The organism is Nocardia sp. NBC_00511 (genome assembly GCF_045161165.1).
In the GTDB taxonomy this organism is placed as follows: Bacteria; Actinomycetota; Actinomycetes; order Mycobacteriales; family Mycobacteriaceae; genus Nocardia.
Map to the genome: position 1 here is coordinate 1912164 of NZ_CP107849.1, position 13935 is coordinate 1926098.

A 13935-nucleotide genomic window follows, 5' to 3' on the forward strand; every position below is an offset into this window, starting at 1 on the left:
CGGGAACCTCGATGCTCGGAATAGACAGACGAACAGCTCTGCGGGCAGGACTGGGCGTGGGCGCGCTCGCCGCAGTCGGCGGGATCACGGGCTGCGGATTCTTCGGCCCGGACGATGTCGTGCATCCGAATGCGCCGGTGCGGGCCGCCGCACTCGAGTGCCGGCGCCTGCTCGTGATCGAAATGGCCGGTGGCAGTGACGGATTGTCGATGCTGGTGCCCTACACCGATTCCCGCTATCGAGACCTGCGCCCCACGACCGCCATCGACGCCAACCGCGTGCACCGCCTCGACGACAAGCTCGGACTGCACCCGGAACTGCGGCAGCTCGCCGCGATGGGCGTCTCCGTGATCCCGGGCGTCGGCACCGCGAAACCCGATCTCTCGCACTTCGAGATGCTGCACCGATGGCAGACCGGCGATCCGGAGGGCACCCTGCGTCCGGACACCGGATTCCTCGGACGGCTCTGCGATCACCTCGGCGATGCGGGTGCGCCCGCCGTCGGGGTCGCCCTGGGCGCCGGGTCGAGTCCGGCCCTGGCATGTGCGCAGGTCACCACGCTCTCGGTGGATCATGAACTGGGCGGCCTGTTCCCGGTCTTCGCGGATGAGAACGTGCGGGACGCCTGGCTGACGGCGCAGCGGGCGATGACACATCCGGACCGGGTCGCGTCCCCGACCGTGGCGAGAGCCCGGGCGGGAACCACTGCGGCACTGCGCTTCTCGGACGTGGCCGCGAAACTCACCCCGGCGGCCGAGGGCTATCCCGACAGTGACCTGGGCGTGCAGCTCCGTCTGGCCGCTCGTTTGCTGGCTGATGACCAGCACGGTCTGAAGGTGGTGCACGTGCCGATGAGCGCGGACTTCGACACGCACGCCGGGCATCCGGACCGCTATGCCGCGCTGATGCGTGACCTGGACGCTTCACTGGCCGCGCTGCGGGTTGATCTGGCCGCCCGCGGCATCGCCGAGCAGGTCCTCATCGTCGCCTACAGCGAGTTCGGCCGCCGCGTGCCCGACAACGGCGCGGCCGGCCTCGACCACGGCGCGGCCGGTACCGCGCTTGTCCTGGGCCCGACCAACCCGGGCGTCTTCGGCGAGCAGCCCTCGCTGCGTGCCCTCGACGGCAACGACAACCTGCGCGCCACCGTCGATATGTCCGAGTTCTACGCGACCATCGCCGAGAGCTGGTTCGCGATCCCCGCCAGCGAGGTGCTGCCCGGTCATCCCCGTCCCATCCCGGGTGTCGTGGCCGGATGAACCGGCGGGATGCTGTAATTGCGCGGGTGCGGGTGCTGGTGTGCGAGGACGACAGAAGTCTCGGCGACGAGGTTGCCGCAGGATTGCGTGCGGCCGGTTTCGCGGTCGATCTGGCCCGCGACTACGCGGACGCGGATCTGAAGCTCGCGATGAACAGGTACGACTGCCTGGTCATCGACCGCGGCCTGCCCGACGGCGACGGGCTCGACCTCATTCGCGCCCACCGCGAATCCGGGCAGCGCACACCGGTGCTGATCCTGACCGCCCGCGACGGGCTGGCCGATCGGCTCGGTGGGTTCGCGCAGGGCGCCGACGACTACGTGGTCAAACCGTTCGCCATGGACGAGCTCTCGGCCCGGGTGAACGCGCTGTGCCGCCGCCAGGAGCCGCCCGCACCCACCCGGATCGTGGTCGGCACCCTCGAGGTGGACCGGCCCCGCCATCGCGTGCACCGGGCGGGCACCCTGCTCACTTTGACCCGCAAGGAGTTCAGCGTGCTGGAGTTGCTCGCATCCCGCGCGGGCACGGTCGTCAGTCGCAGCGAACTCATCGAATGCTGCTGGGACGAAATGGCCGACCCCATCTCGAATGTCGTCGACGTGATCATCGGTCAGCTGCGCCGCAAGCTCGGCGATCCGCCCCTCATCGATACCGTGCGCGGCGTCGGCTTCACCATCGGGCGGCCATGATTCGACTCCGCCGGTCGGCTCGCACCCCGGCGTCGCGCCGCTCGGGCACGCCACAGCGCCTGCGCCACACCCGGTGGCTGCTGACCGCGCTGTTCACCGCGCTGACCGCGGCCTGTCTCATCGTGCTGGGCGCGGTCGCCGCGCGCATCGACGCGAATTCGCGGGACACTGCGCTCGACGGCCGCATCGATCGAGTGGTCACCGGTCTGGCGCGTGAGGTGTACTGGGCCGAGGACGGATCCGCCGACCTCGAGGCCGTGCGCTCCGACGAGGACCTCTCGGACGGCTCACGACCGGTCACGGTGCTGGTGCGGGACGCCTCGGGTCTGTGGCGAGAAGCGTTCACGCACAAGCGCAATGAACTGCCCGCCGATATGACCCCGCTCGCCCGTGAGGTCGCCGCCAACGGTGACACCGCGTGGCACGACCGCACCGATCGCGCCGGTGCGGCTGTCCGCGTCGCCGGCGAACCGGTGTGGAACGACAAGGGGGAGGTCGGCGCGGTGGTGGTCGCGGGCGCGGATCCCGGCCCTGGCGGGCGCGATCACCGCAAGCTGGTGCTCGCCCTGGAACTCGGCGGCGCGACACTGGTGGCGCTGGCCGCGCTCGCCGGGCATCTACTGTCCGGGGTGAGCATGCGCCCGGCGCTGCGCATGCTCGACGAGCAGGAGCGATTCCTGTCCGAAGCCTCCCATGAACTGCGCACGCCACTGGCGACGCTGCGCCTGTATCTCGATGCGGCACTGCGCGATCCGGCCGACACCCGGCGTGCGGTGACCGATGCCCGCGCGCTCACCGACCGAATGGGTCGCCTGGTCACCGGGCTACTGGCGCGCACCCGCACCGAATCCGGACTCGGGGAACTGGATCTACAGAGCCTGCACCTCGATCAGCTGGTGGAGGGGGTGGTCGCCGAATCCGGCGCGGAGGTGACCCTGCGCACCGAACCGACCGTGGTGGCGGCCGACCCGGACCTGCTGGCGCTGGCGGTCAGAAACCTTATCGACAATGCGATCGTGCACGGCGGCAACGGAATCGAGGTGACGGTGGCGGACGGTGCGGTCACGGTACGCGATCACGGGCCGGGCCTGGACCCGAACCTGGCCGATCCGTTCGCACGCGGCGAGACCGGCGCGGGCGGCCGCCACGGCATCGGGCTCTCACTGGTGCAGTGGGTGGCGCGCGCCCACAATGGTTCCGCGACAATCGAACCCGCCGAGGGCGGCGGCGTGGTCGCCACCCTCGGCCTGCCGCTCACGACACCCGGCAGCCGGGCTCGATAGCTTCTCCGGCGAACCGATCTGCCAGAAACGCCATTCCGCCCGGCGCTTCGGCTATCGCCGTGCCGTTGTGGCCGACCGCCGACGAATGACGCGCCAGGACAGTCGTTTTCGCATCGCAGTACCGGTGCAGCAGGGCGTCGAATCCCGCGACCGGAACGACCTCGTCGCTGGTGCCGTGATACAGGTACAGCGGCATGTCCGGGGCGGTGCCGCCGAGTTCCTGCCGCCGCGCGGCCGCCAGGAACAGCGGATGCGAGAGCAGTTCGGGTGTCTTGGCGAAATCGTCGACGTGCGTGGTGGTGTACCGGCTGAGCAGCTCTATCCCGCAGGCGGTGGACTCGGAAGTCAGTGCGGCTCTGCCACGTTCGTTCAGCAGCGCCGCCAGCTCGGAGCCGGGAGCGTTTCTGATCAGTGCCAGCATGATCAGCATGCTCAGCCCCGCTTGCGCGCCACCGTCGGCATTGCGGGCGATCGTCGCGATGTCGGCCGGAACACCGCCCGCGGAGATCCCCGCGATCGGGAGTTCCGGTGCGTAGGTGCGGCGCAGCTGGGCGGCCCACAGGGTGGCGAACGCGCCGCCCGAATACCCGAACGCGCCGATCGGGCTCGCGGTGCTCAGCCCGGCCGGAGTGAAGGTGCGGGCGGCGCGGATGCCGTCCAGCACGGCGCGGCCGGAGTTCACGCCGTCGAAGAATCGTGATTCGGGCCCTTCGTAATCCGGCACCACCACCGCCCAGCCGCGCCGCAGTGCGTCGAGCACGAACGGCGTCTCGATCACCGTGCTGGAGATCGCGGAATCTCGGCCACCGTGCAGGGCGAACGACGGCGCGCAGCGGGTGCCGAGGCTGTCCTCGGCGATCTGATACGACAGCAGCGGCCGAGCGCCCGGACCGGTCCAGGGCATCGCGGCGGAAAGCACCGTGGCGACGGCGGCGATCGGCTGGTCGTCGGGGCCGGTGGTCCGGTATTGCAGCTGCCACGTCGACATCCGAAGCGGCAGACCGAACATGGAGATCTCGCGCCGGTTCAGGATCGCGCCGGGCGAGTGCTGGGCGAGGTCGGTGGGAGCCGAATAGAACGGGTCGTCGGCGGGCTGGACGGGATCGGGTCGTCCCGTCGCTGCGCCCACACCGAGCGTGAGCAGCAGTGCGGCGGTGCCCACGAGAGCGCCGCCGCGTAGTAGGGATCGTGCGAAAACCAGCGGAATGCCCATGCTGGACTGCATTTCCGGGGCCCGGCGCGTCAGCTGATCGTGGTGTGCGGCACCGGGCTGGGCATTTCGGGCGGATTGTCGTTTTGGCTGTGGAAGAACCCGAGAACGACGGTGGCAATGGCGAGAAGGATAGCGGGCACTGATCGACTCCTCTTCGTCGGAAAATGACGGCAACCCGGCCAACTACGGCAAAACATTCGGACCGGACAGTAGAGTATCGGGACCGGACCGCCGGTGGATTGGTCACGCGGGACACGAATTCGGGTGAATTCCACATTGTCCGTTTCGGGCGGAAATGGCACAGTCCAGCTGTGTGGTTGATCGCGGCCGTGTTCGCAGGCGTGTTGGGTGCGTGCTCGCAGCGCTACGGGTATCACCGTGACGAGCTGTATTTCCTGGCGGCCGGGCGGCATCCGGCCTGGGGCTATCCCGACCAGCCGCTGCTGACCCCGATGCTCGCGCGGGCGCTGTCGGCGATCGACCCGAATTCGCTGCTACTGCTGCGGGTTCCGTCGATCCTCGCGGCCACCCTGGTGGTGCTGTGCGCGGGCTGGATGGCGGGGGAGTTCGGTGGCGGGCGCGCCGCGCGGGCACTGGCGGCGGGCGCGGTGGCGGCCAGTGAGATCGTCATGGCGACCGGGCATCTGCTGAGCACCGCGACCTTCGACCTGGCCGCCTGGTCGGTGATCGTGCTGCTGGTGCTGAAGCTGCTGCGCGCGGACGCCGATCCGCGCTGGTGGCTCGCGCTGGGACCGGTCGTCGGTGCCGGACTGCTGAACAAGGCGCTGCTGGCCTTGCCGGTGGCCGTGCTGGTGGCGGCCCTGCTGGCGGTGGGGCCGCGAAAGAGCTTCGTGACCAGGTACTTTCCACTGGCGGTCGGGATCGCGGTGGCGATGTGGCTGCCGTACCTGTGGTGGCAGGGCCAGCACGGGTGGCCGCAGTGGCGGTTGAGCCGATCGATCGCCGGTGGTTCGTCGGGCACCTCGAGCACGCGGGTGCAGTTCGTGGTGCTGCAACTGGGCCTGATGGGACCACTGCTGGTGCCGCTGTGGGCATTCGGATGGTGGCGGCTGTGGAAGCAGCCGCGCTGGCGCGCCTTCGCGGTGACCTACGTGGTGCTGTTCGCGGGTTTCCTGGCGGCCGGTGGCAAGGCCTACTACCTCGGCGGCATGTACCCGGTGCTCGAGGCTGCCGCGGCCGTGCCGGTGGCAGCTTGGCTGGCCGGGCACCGGAAGTACTGGCCCGCAGCGGTTTCGGTACTGACAGTGAGCGCCGTGGTCGCCGCGGTGCTGTTCTTGCCGGTGCTGCCCACCACCGCGCAGCGCAGCAGCGTGCTGCGCGCGGTGAACTACGACGCCGCCGAAACCATCGGCTGGCCCACCTACGTTCGCGAAATCGCCGACGCCCGAACAACTTACGCCCCGACCGCCGAACTGCTCACCGCCAACTACGGCGAGGCGGGCGCGATCGAGCGCTACGGCTCACCCTACGGCCTGCCGACCCCGCACAGCGGGCACAACTCGTACTGGTACTGGGGTCCGCCGCCCGGATCGTCCCAGGTGCTCACGATCGGGCTGCCGCAGACGACTGTCGACCGAATCTGCCTGGCCCCCACCTTGATAGGCCGCCTCGACAACGGCCTCGGCATCCACAACGATGAACAGCACGCCCCGCTGTTCCGCTGCACCCCGCGCGCACCCTGGACCACGATCTGGCCACACCTACAGGGCCTCGGCTGAACGACTTTCGGTTCGAACACCATTGCCCCGCGGTGGAGGTGTCCACCGCGGGGCGGGTCGGCTGCGTCAGCGAGCGCCGCCGAGCGTGAACGGGTGCGTCCGTTCACTGCGGGTCGCTAGGTGCGATCCGGTGGTGCGGGTGCCGGCCCCGGCCGGGGCCGCCATCGGTGCCGTGCCCACCGCCGAACGAGGTTTCCCGATCAGCGCGGCGAGACCGCCTGCGGCAGCGGCGATCACGAGGCCGATGGGCAGCGCCCACCACATCCCGCGCGAGCTGGAACCGCTGCTCGCGGCTGCCGCCACCGATGCTCCGGGAGGAGCGCCCGGCGTGGCGACGTCGAGACCGCTGAGCTGTCCGGCGATATCGGACGGGGTGGTCACGAAGCCGCCGGCCTGGCTCCACTGCACCTGGACGGGATCGCCGCCCTGGCCGCGGAACATCTGGCTGTACACGCCATTGGCGAGGGTGGTGTCACCCATGGGCGCACCCATGACCCCGTCGGTGGCGTGCAGATGCGACCACGCGGTGCGGATCGGGCCGCGCACCAGCCACGCGCCGTTCTGCGGACTCCACTCGATGGTCGCGCCGTCGGGTGCGGAGAACTCGCTGAACCGCGCGGTGCCCGCGACCGCCGCATCGGACTCGTCGTTGGTCGGATAACCGAGTCCGGCATCCGCGCCGCCGAGTGCGAGGTACTTGTCGAGGATCGCCCCGTACATCACCTTCGCGCCGGTACCGGCGGAGTAGATGATCTTGCCGCCCTGATAGTCCTGGGCCGCGCCCTCGGGACCGAATGTGTATGCGGCCCCGGACTTCTGGCCGAGCGGTGACGATGCTCCGCCCTTGTCCTGATAGTGGGCGTCGATCGCGGCCTGTGCGCCGGACGGTTGCGCCGTCGCGACCGGACCGAGCAGTAGACCGGTGCCCGATGCCAGGAGCAGACCGGTGAGCACGGCCGCGCCGCGCAACGATTTCCTCCAGTGCGTCATCGCGCCGCTCCTGCCCTGGGCTTGGCCGCGCCGCCCCGGGACCTGGTCGCCAGACCCAGCACCGCCGAGAACAACGCGCCCACCGCGCCGCCACCGGCGACCTGAGCGAGAATCTGACCGAAATCCAATCCGCTACCCGTGCTGGCTTCGATGATCGCGCCGGTGATCCCGCCACCGACCGCGCCGATCAGGCCGTGCGCGAAGGGCCCGAACGGGCTGCGCGCACCACCGATTCCGCCACCGATCACACCGCCGAGCAGACCCAGCAGCCATTCCATGATTCCTCCTGGTCATGAGCCGTATGGGAAGACGAAAGATCAAGCACCCTCGTGGTTTCCGCGATTCTCGAGGCGCTCGGTCTCGATGCGCTCCTTGCGCACCGTGCCCGCCACCAGACGCTCCTCCGAGATCAGCAAACCCTCGGACTCGCCGTGGCCATAGGTCATCGGCGCGTCCGCGGCCTGCTGGATGCGGCGATCACCCATGGCCTCGCTGTGCGTGCGCTGCCCACTGCTGTAGTAGGCGAGCAGTTGTTGTTCGGCCTGCGGATCGAGGTGGCCGTCGTGCTCGAGATGCGGTGCCGTGCGCACCTGGTCGCGGTCGACCCGCACACTCAGGGAGTTGTCCTCGGCTCGGTACTGCGCGCCGGTCAGAGGCATGAGCGAGCGGCCGCCGCCCGCGCCGGTCGAGACCGACGCCCAGGTCGGGTCACCGGACTCGTCGTCTACGTAGAAGTTTTCGACCCTGCCGATCTCCGCGCCGGCGGCATCCCGCACGACGCAGCCGATCAGCGATTCCAACGTGGTTGTCGCCATGATCTCTCCTCTTGCTGGAAGGGAACGATCCGGAACCAACGTGCTGCGTTCGGCCAATACCCGGTGTGGGCGGTCCTAAACAGTCAGCTAACTTCCAGCGGCCCGCCGCGGGCGCCGCGATATCGGCCCGAATCGGACGAGACATGTCGGCATCGGGCCGAGGGTCACCGAAATCGATGACCCTCGGCGGGCCGTGCTCGGAGGGAGGTCAGCTCTGCGCGGCCTCGGTGGCGGCCTGGAGTTCGGCGCGCTCGGCGAGGTTGCCGGCGACCTCCTGCTCCCAGGCCGCGTTGGCCTTGCTGGTGTCGACCTCGAATTCCAGGCGCTGCACCGACTTCGGGTCGATGTCGGCGACGTCGACGTAGAACTGCTCGTACCAGCGGCGCAGGTGGTAGACCGGGCCGTCCTCCTCGCACAGCAGCGGATTGTCGATCTTGGACTTGTGCTTCCAGATCTCGACGTCCTGTAGGAAGCCGACGCTGATGCCCTCTTCCATCTTCGACACCAGCATGTCCGCGGCGTCGTCGGGCAGCCCGGCGGGCTTGTGCAGGGTCATGCCCCACTGCAGCACGAACGCGTCGTTGCTGACCGGGTAGTGGCAGTTGATCAGGACGCTTTCGATCTCGAAGCCGCCGAAATTGTTGGTCAGCGGATTGACCATGTACGACGGGCCGAAGTACGACGCCTCCGAAATCAGCACGGTGTCACCGTATTCCGCGGCGAAACCGATATCCGGGCGCGGCTTGGTCTTCAGGTACTGGGTGGCGACGTGACCTTCGAAGACGTTCTTGAAGAAGATCGGGAACGCGTAGTGGATGTAGAAGAAGTGCGCCATATCCACGACGTTGTCGACGATCTCGCGGCAGTGCGCGCCCTCGATGAGCAGTGAATTCCAGGTCCACGGCGTCCATTCGGGACTGGTGCTGCCGTCTTCGAGGAACGGGCCCTCGATGAGCGGAATGGTGACCTCGGGTGCGGGCTGATTGCCCTCGTGGTCGTGCCAGACGAACAGTTGGCCATTGCGCTCGAGCGTCGTCCACGCCCGGGTGCGCGCCAGCGGCGGCACGCGGCGTGCGTACGGGATCTCGGAGCATTTGCCCGACCCGTTCCAGCGCCAATCGTGGAACGGGCAGGCGATATCCCCGTTCTTGACCTCGCCCATGGACAGGTCGCCGCCGAGGTGACGGCAGTAGGCGTCGAGCACCTGCAGCTCACCGGCCTGGTCGGCCCACACCACCAGTTTGGTGCCGAAAGCCTCGATGGAATGCGGTTTTCCGTCACGGAAGGAGGCGGCCAGCCCGAGGCAGTGCCACCCCCGCGCGAATCGAGTCGGCAGACTGCCCACGTCGATCTCGCGAACCTTGTGCGTCTGTCTCGGTGGAGTCGTTGCCATCGTTGCCTACCTACCCACTGCGCCAACACATTCGGAACAGACTCAGCTTCGAGGCAAGCATTCAGCTACGCAAATTATCGAACCTTGTGAAACGGGGACCGCAGCGGCATCGGGGCTGGCAGCGCGTCCGGCACGGTGAACATCAGTGTCCCAGTTCACTACTGGGAGTGCGCTGCCATATATCGGTGGTGACGCAGATCGGAATCGAACCGACGAAGGCCCGGGTGAAAGCCGGACTGCCCGTAACCATCAGAGCAACTGCGCCATTGCCTGTCGTGGGGGCGGCAGGGAGCGAGCCTTCGAGAGGATTCGAACCTCCAACAACCCTGGCTCGAAACCAGGTGCTCTATCCGTTGAGCTACGAAGGCGTTTCGGACTCCCGGCCGCGAACGGCGTTGGGAGGAAACGAGAAAGGGCCGTTCCATCGGCGGAAGCTCCGCCGGGGATACGGCCCGGGAATCAGGGGAACAACCCCTACGGGCCGAGCAGGCGATAACCGCGCCGCGGCGAAAACCGTTCGGACGGAAGGCGCTCAGCGGTGAAGTATTCCATTGCCTTGCCTTTCTGTCGTCCCGGTGTCGGTGCTGACATGAACGCTAACAGGGCGTCCGCTCGAGCGGTACCGAATTATTCGGGGGATCACCGTCCCGCGTCTGCCGGGGCTGATCGCTGCCTGCCTCGAATACCGCTGGGCCACAGCGATTTGTGCAAGTAGCGTGCGTGCATGGCAGCGAAGAACAAATATCTCGATCAAGTGGTCGCGCAGCAGGCGGCATTGGAAGAGGATCTGCGGTCGAGCTCGGGGGGATGGTCCGACGGGAACGGCCCGTCGGGTCGCAGTGCGGTCAGCAAACGCGCCGGGCGCATCGGGCCGGTGCGCGAAGCCTCCGGGCCCGCGCCGGTCGATGTGCGGATCACCGGGTTCTGGTGGTGCCGGGCGCGATTCAAACCATCCTGATCAACGCCTACTGCATCTGTAAGGAACTGCAAGGCGTCCTGGTCCAGGGCTATGTGCAGTGGATCATCGACGACTTCGCCACCGCCTACCGCAAACTCGACTTCTCCGACGGCGAGGATCCGATGCGGCTGGTCAACGTGCAACTGCGCGAGCAGGCCGAGGCGGCGATCAAGGACAAGGTCTCCACCATGGCGGTGCGTGACGTACTCAGTGACAAGCAGCCCATCATCGAGGAGCTCACCGCCCGGCTGCGCACCGTCGCCGAGGGCAGCGACGACGCCCGCAACGATCGCGGGCTCGGGCTCAATATCGTCACCGTGCAGATCAAGGAGGCGGTGGTCTCGTCGAACACCGCAACGAAGCCGCCCGCTTCGACCGCGACGCCGTCGAGCAATTCCGCCGCACCGCCCGCGAACACGACAAGCTCGGCATCGAGAACGCCAACAGCCGCACCGCCACCAACATCCAGGCCCAACTCGTCCAATCCCTCCCCGCCATCGTCGACCACCTCCCCACCCCCACCGAACTGAAGTCCGTCCAAATCGGTGGCGACGCCACGGGATTGACCGGCATCATCACCCAGCTGACCGAAATCGTGGACGCGGTACGGCCCGCACCGCGTCAGTAGGGCTGGGGTCGGCCCTCCGAGGCGTTTCGCGCGAAGCCGTTCGACGTTCGGCAGCGATCTCAGCGCGTTCTCAGCGGATATGTGCAAGGTTGGGCCGCGTCCGGTCTGCCCAGAGAAAGTTCCCGATGTCGACGCTCAACGGCCTTCCGGCCCACATCCTGTTCGTGCACTTCATCGTGGTGCTGGCACCGTTGACCGCGGTGCTGGTGATCCTGTCCGCGCTGTGGCCCGCGGCTCGTCGCCGCCTGGTCTGGCTCAACCTCGTGCTGGCCGCCTTCGTGGCGGTTCTCACCCCGATCACCACGGATGCGGGCGAGTGGCTGGAGAAGCGGGTCGGGCGAAATCCGGACCTGCGCACCCACACTCATCTCGGTGACACGTTCATCTACTTCGCGGCCGGGTTGTTGATCGTGGCGGTGCTGATGGCGGTGGTTCACGTGTACGAATCGCGTGGGCGGGCGCTGTCGCGGGTGCTCGTGGGCGCTGTCGCGGTGCTGGCGATCGCGGCGAGTGTCGCGGCCACGGTGCAGGTGTATCGGATCGGGGAGTCCGGCTCTCGATCGGTATGGCACGGCGTGTCCGCGAAACCGGCACGCGAAGCGCCGAAGCAGTAATCGGACTTCTCGTGAATCGGAAAATTGACGAATAGGGCTTCGTAATGCAAAGCTGTGCGACGTAATTACAGCACCTCGCTAGGTGAGGCTCCTGTACGAACACAGGCCACTGATCCGACGACGTCGAGAGACGCCCAGGGTTAGGACAGGTTTCCCCGGATTAAGGGGTCACCCGAAGTGGCTTCCCGCGCAGCGGGATACGTCGTGCAGTGCCGAAGCTCTGACGAGAGAGGTGCCCGCGCGAGGCGTCTGCCTGCGCGGAATCCTCGTGTGCATCCGTGACGGCGCCCCCGTGCGCCCCGGCCGCGAGGAGGTGAGGACGACCCATGGCCCCCGGCGACAGTCCGTATCCGAGTCACTCGTTCCACTCACCCGATTGCGGGTGGAAACACGCCACACGAGCCTGACCGGAAATTCCCGTCGCGTTGATTCGCGACCCTCGACGCGTCCGCATTACCGTTGCGCGGCCGTGTAATTCGTGCTGGCCTTTTCACCCCATTCGAATTCACCGAACCCGAAATTCGAAGGTTGATTCACCGATGAGAAACTTCACCACCCTCGCCGCGATCACCGCTGTCACCCTCGGCGCACTCGTCTGCGACATCCCCGCCGCGACCGCGGCTCCCGCACCCGGCATCGACTGGACCGCGAGGACAGTCGGCAAATCCGTTGTGGTGCACACCGATCAGGGCAGCCTCTCGACCCGTGACGGCCGATTCGAGGTCCTCGACCCCACCGGCGCGGTAGCCGCCACTCTGCCCCTGGCCTACGGCATCGACGGTCAGCAGTTCCCGATTGCCGCAACCATCGACGGTAATACCGCGACCCTCACCCCGAGCGCCGACGCCGCCCTGGCCAAGCCGATCACCATGCTGCAACCGGTCGACCAGCAGGCCGATTTCGACTCCGCCCTGGCCGCGGCCGGCACCCAATTCGGCCTGGCCACCGGCGTCGGAGCCCTGATCGGCACCCTGGTCGGTGGCGTCGGCGGCTGCGTCCTGGGCGCCATCGTGCCCGCCGCACTGATGACCCCGATCTTCGTACCGGGCTGGGTCGGTGGCTGTCTCGCCGGAGCCGCTGCGGGCGCTGCCCTCGGCGCGGCCGCGGGCACCGTACTGATCGGCCTCCCCGTCGGGATCGTGAGCGCGATCCAGTTCTTCCAACGACTCAACGTCCCCGCGGCCCCCGCCGCCGCTCAGGTCTCTCCGGCGGAAGTGGCGGCGATGTGAGGGCGATCGGAATCTCGCCGCTACCGCCGAAAAGGTCGGGCCACGCTACCTCGACGGTGCGATATGTACGACAGCTTTGCCCGGCAGGCCGGTTCGCTTGCGCAGGAACGCTTCCCGCGCGTGGTCGAGGTCGTGCACCGCGCCGACCTGGGGGCGGAGGTCGCCTGCGGCGGCGAGCCGGAGGAGTTCGCGGAGCTGGTCGCGGTCGGGCTCGACGATGAAGAAGACGGCTCGGCCGTCGGCGGGAGCGATCGGGGGCGGGGCGGTGATCGAAACCAGGGTGCCGCCGGGCTTCACCACCGCGGCGGAGTGTTCGAGGAGGGGGCCGCCGATGGTGTCGAAGACCAGGTCCACCGTGCCCGCCGTGGACAGTTCGGGGTCTTCGGTGAGGTCGATGAAGCGGTCCGCGCCCAGGTCGGCGACCAGCTTCTCGGCATTCGGGCGACCTGTGGCGATGACCTGTGCGCCTGCGTGTTTCGCGAGCTGGATGATGAGAGAGCCGGTGCCGCCCGCGCCGCCGTGCACCAGGACGGACTGATCGGGTCGCAGGCTGCCGTGGATGAAAAGCCCCTGCCAGGCGGTGAGTCCGGCCAGGGGCAGGGCGGCGGCCTGGTCGGTGTCGAGGGTGTTCGGCAGCAGCGCCAGGTTGCGGGCTTCGACCGCCGTGTACTCGGCCATCGACCCGTCGCGGTGCCAGTCGGTGAGCCCGCACACCCGGTCGCCGACCTCGAATCCGGTGCTGCCGTAGCCGACTTCGGTGACGGTGCCGACGATCTCGTGTCCGGGGATCGACGGTGCGCGGTCGCGGCCCGCGCGATCGGTCCAGGTGCCGGGCCAGTCGAGTTCGTCGGGCACGAAGCTGGCCGCCTCGACCCGAACGAGCACGTCGCCGGTCGCGAGCCGGGGGAGAGGCGCGTCTTCGACGACCAACAGCTCGGGGCCGCCGCGGTGATGGATGCGTAGCGCTTTCATAGGGGCAGTCTTCAGCGTCCGCGCAGCAACTTCAAGCACCGCTTCGGCGAGGAACATGCAGTGTCGCTTGATGATCCGTCATCGACGACGAGAACCTGACACCTGTCGCGCATGAGACCGAACAGATTTCTGGAATAGTGTCCAGAATGTGGT

General features: G+C 68.1%; 14 protein-coding genes, 2 tRNA genes and 1 riboswitch. Of the genes, 8 read left to right on the forward strand and 8 right to left on the reverse strand.

The features are described 5' to 3' along the window. The first annotated feature begins 56 nt into the window (after positions 1-56). Genes OG300_RS09010 through OG300_RS09020 form a run of 3 tightly spaced genes read left to right on the forward strand, consistent with a single transcriptional unit; the run spans position 57 to position 3231 of the window. A complete protein-coding gene (locus OG300_RS09010) occupies positions 57-1259 on the forward strand; it encodes a DUF1501 domain-containing protein (RefSeq protein ID WP_405494080.1) in 1203 nt (400 codons plus the stop codon). Further along, positions 1256-1948: a response regulator transcription factor gene (locus OG300_RS09015; RefSeq protein ID WP_405494082.1), complete on the forward strand. Its 693-nt coding sequence runs from the start codon at positions 1256-1258 to the stop codon at positions 1946-1948. The genes OG300_RS09010 and OG300_RS09015 overlap by 4 nt, the downstream gene beginning before the upstream one ends. Then, entirely contained in the window at positions 1945-3231 is a 1287-nt protein-coding gene (locus tag OG300_RS09020) for a sensor histidine kinase (RefSeq protein WP_405494084.1), read from the forward strand. The genes OG300_RS09015 and OG300_RS09020 overlap by 4 nt, the downstream gene beginning before the upstream one ends. Here the strand turns inward: OG300_RS09020 and OG300_RS09025 are convergent. After that, a complete protein-coding gene (locus OG300_RS09025) occupies positions 3203-4444 on the reverse strand; it encodes a lipase family protein (RefSeq protein ID WP_405494086.1) in 1242 nt (413 codons plus the stop codon). The genes OG300_RS09020 and OG300_RS09025 overlap by 29 nt on opposite strands. 311 nt (positions 4445-4755) lie before the next feature. Between OG300_RS09025 and OG300_RS09030 the strand changes: the two genes are divergently transcribed. Next, a complete protein-coding gene (locus tag OG300_RS09030) occupies positions 4756-6183 on the forward strand; it encodes a glycosyltransferase family 39 protein (RefSeq protein ID WP_405494088.1) in 1428 nt (475 codons plus the stop codon). Between the two features lie 66 nt (positions 6184-6249). Here OG300_RS09030 and OG300_RS09035 read toward each other — a convergent pair whose 3' ends face one another. From OG300_RS09035 to OG300_RS09060, 6 genes are all read right to left on the reverse strand, one after another. After that, positions 6250-7173: an LGFP repeat-containing protein gene (locus OG300_RS09035; RefSeq protein ID WP_405494090.1), complete on the reverse strand. Its 924-nt coding sequence runs from the start codon at positions 7171-7173 to the stop codon at positions 6250-6252. Then, the gene (locus OG300_RS09040; RefSeq protein ID WP_405494092.1) at positions 7170-7451 is read right to left on the reverse strand and encodes a hypothetical protein; all 282 of its coding nucleotides are present in this window, start codon (positions 7449-7451) and stop codon (positions 7170-7172) included. Before OG300_RS09040 ends, OG300_RS09035 begins: the two co-directional genes overlap by 4 nt. Positions 7452-7490: 39 nt before the next feature. Further along, positions 7491-7988 carry a PRC-barrel domain-containing protein gene (locus tag OG300_RS09045; protein ID WP_405494094.1) on the reverse strand — a complete coding sequence of 166 codons (498 nt, stop codon included), beginning with the start codon at positions 7986-7988 and terminating at the stop codon, positions 7491-7493. 208 nt (positions 7989-8196) lie between these two features. Continuing rightward, entirely contained in the window at positions 8197-9381 is a 1185-nt protein-coding gene (locus tag OG300_RS09050) for a Rieske 2Fe-2S domain-containing protein (RefSeq protein WP_405494096.1), read from the reverse strand. Positions 9382-9567: 186 nt separating this feature from the next. Further along, positions 9568-9646 (reverse strand) — tRNA-Glu (locus OG300_RS09055). A 29-nt stretch (positions 9647-9675) separates the two neighbouring features. Beyond that, a tRNA-Arg gene (locus OG300_RS09060) sits at positions 9676-9749 on the reverse strand. Between the two features lie 356 nt (positions 9750-10105). Between OG300_RS09060 and OG300_RS09065 the strand changes: the two genes are divergently transcribed. The 4 genes from OG300_RS09065 to OG300_RS09080 all read left to right on the forward strand — a co-directional run bounded on the left by OG300_RS09065 (position 10106) and on the right by OG300_RS09080 (position 12810). After that, positions 10106-10339, forward strand: a complete 234-nt coding sequence (locus tag OG300_RS09065; RefSeq protein WP_405494098.1) for a hypothetical protein — start codon at positions 10106-10108, stop codon at positions 10337-10339. Then, positions 10312-10869: an SPFH domain-containing protein gene (locus tag OG300_RS09070; protein ID WP_405494100.1), complete on the forward strand. Its 558-nt coding sequence runs from the start codon at positions 10312-10314 to the stop codon at positions 10867-10869. Before OG300_RS09065 ends, OG300_RS09070 begins: the two co-directional genes overlap by 28 nt. A gap of 223 nt (positions 10870-11092) precedes the next feature. Next, positions 11093-11581, forward strand: coding sequence for a DUF2231 domain-containing protein (locus OG300_RS09075; protein WP_405494102.1), 489 nt, complete (start codon positions 11093-11095; stop codon positions 11579-11581). Between the two features lie 67 nt (positions 11582-11648). After that, positions 11649-11820: riboswitch (M-box (ykoK) riboswitch) on the forward strand. Between the two features lie 300 nt (positions 11821-12120). Further along, positions 12121-12810, forward strand: coding sequence for a hypothetical protein (locus OG300_RS09080; RefSeq protein ID WP_405494104.1), 690 nt, complete (start codon positions 12121-12123; stop codon positions 12808-12810). A gap of 45 nt (positions 12811-12855) precedes the next feature. On the opposite strand, the gene OG300_RS09085 is transcribed toward OG300_RS09080, so the two are convergent. After that, positions 12856-13782, reverse strand: coding sequence for an NADP-dependent oxidoreductase (locus OG300_RS09085; protein ID WP_405494106.1), 927 nt, complete (start codon positions 13780-13782; stop codon positions 12856-12858). Between the last annotated feature and the right edge of the window lie 153 nt (positions 13783-13935).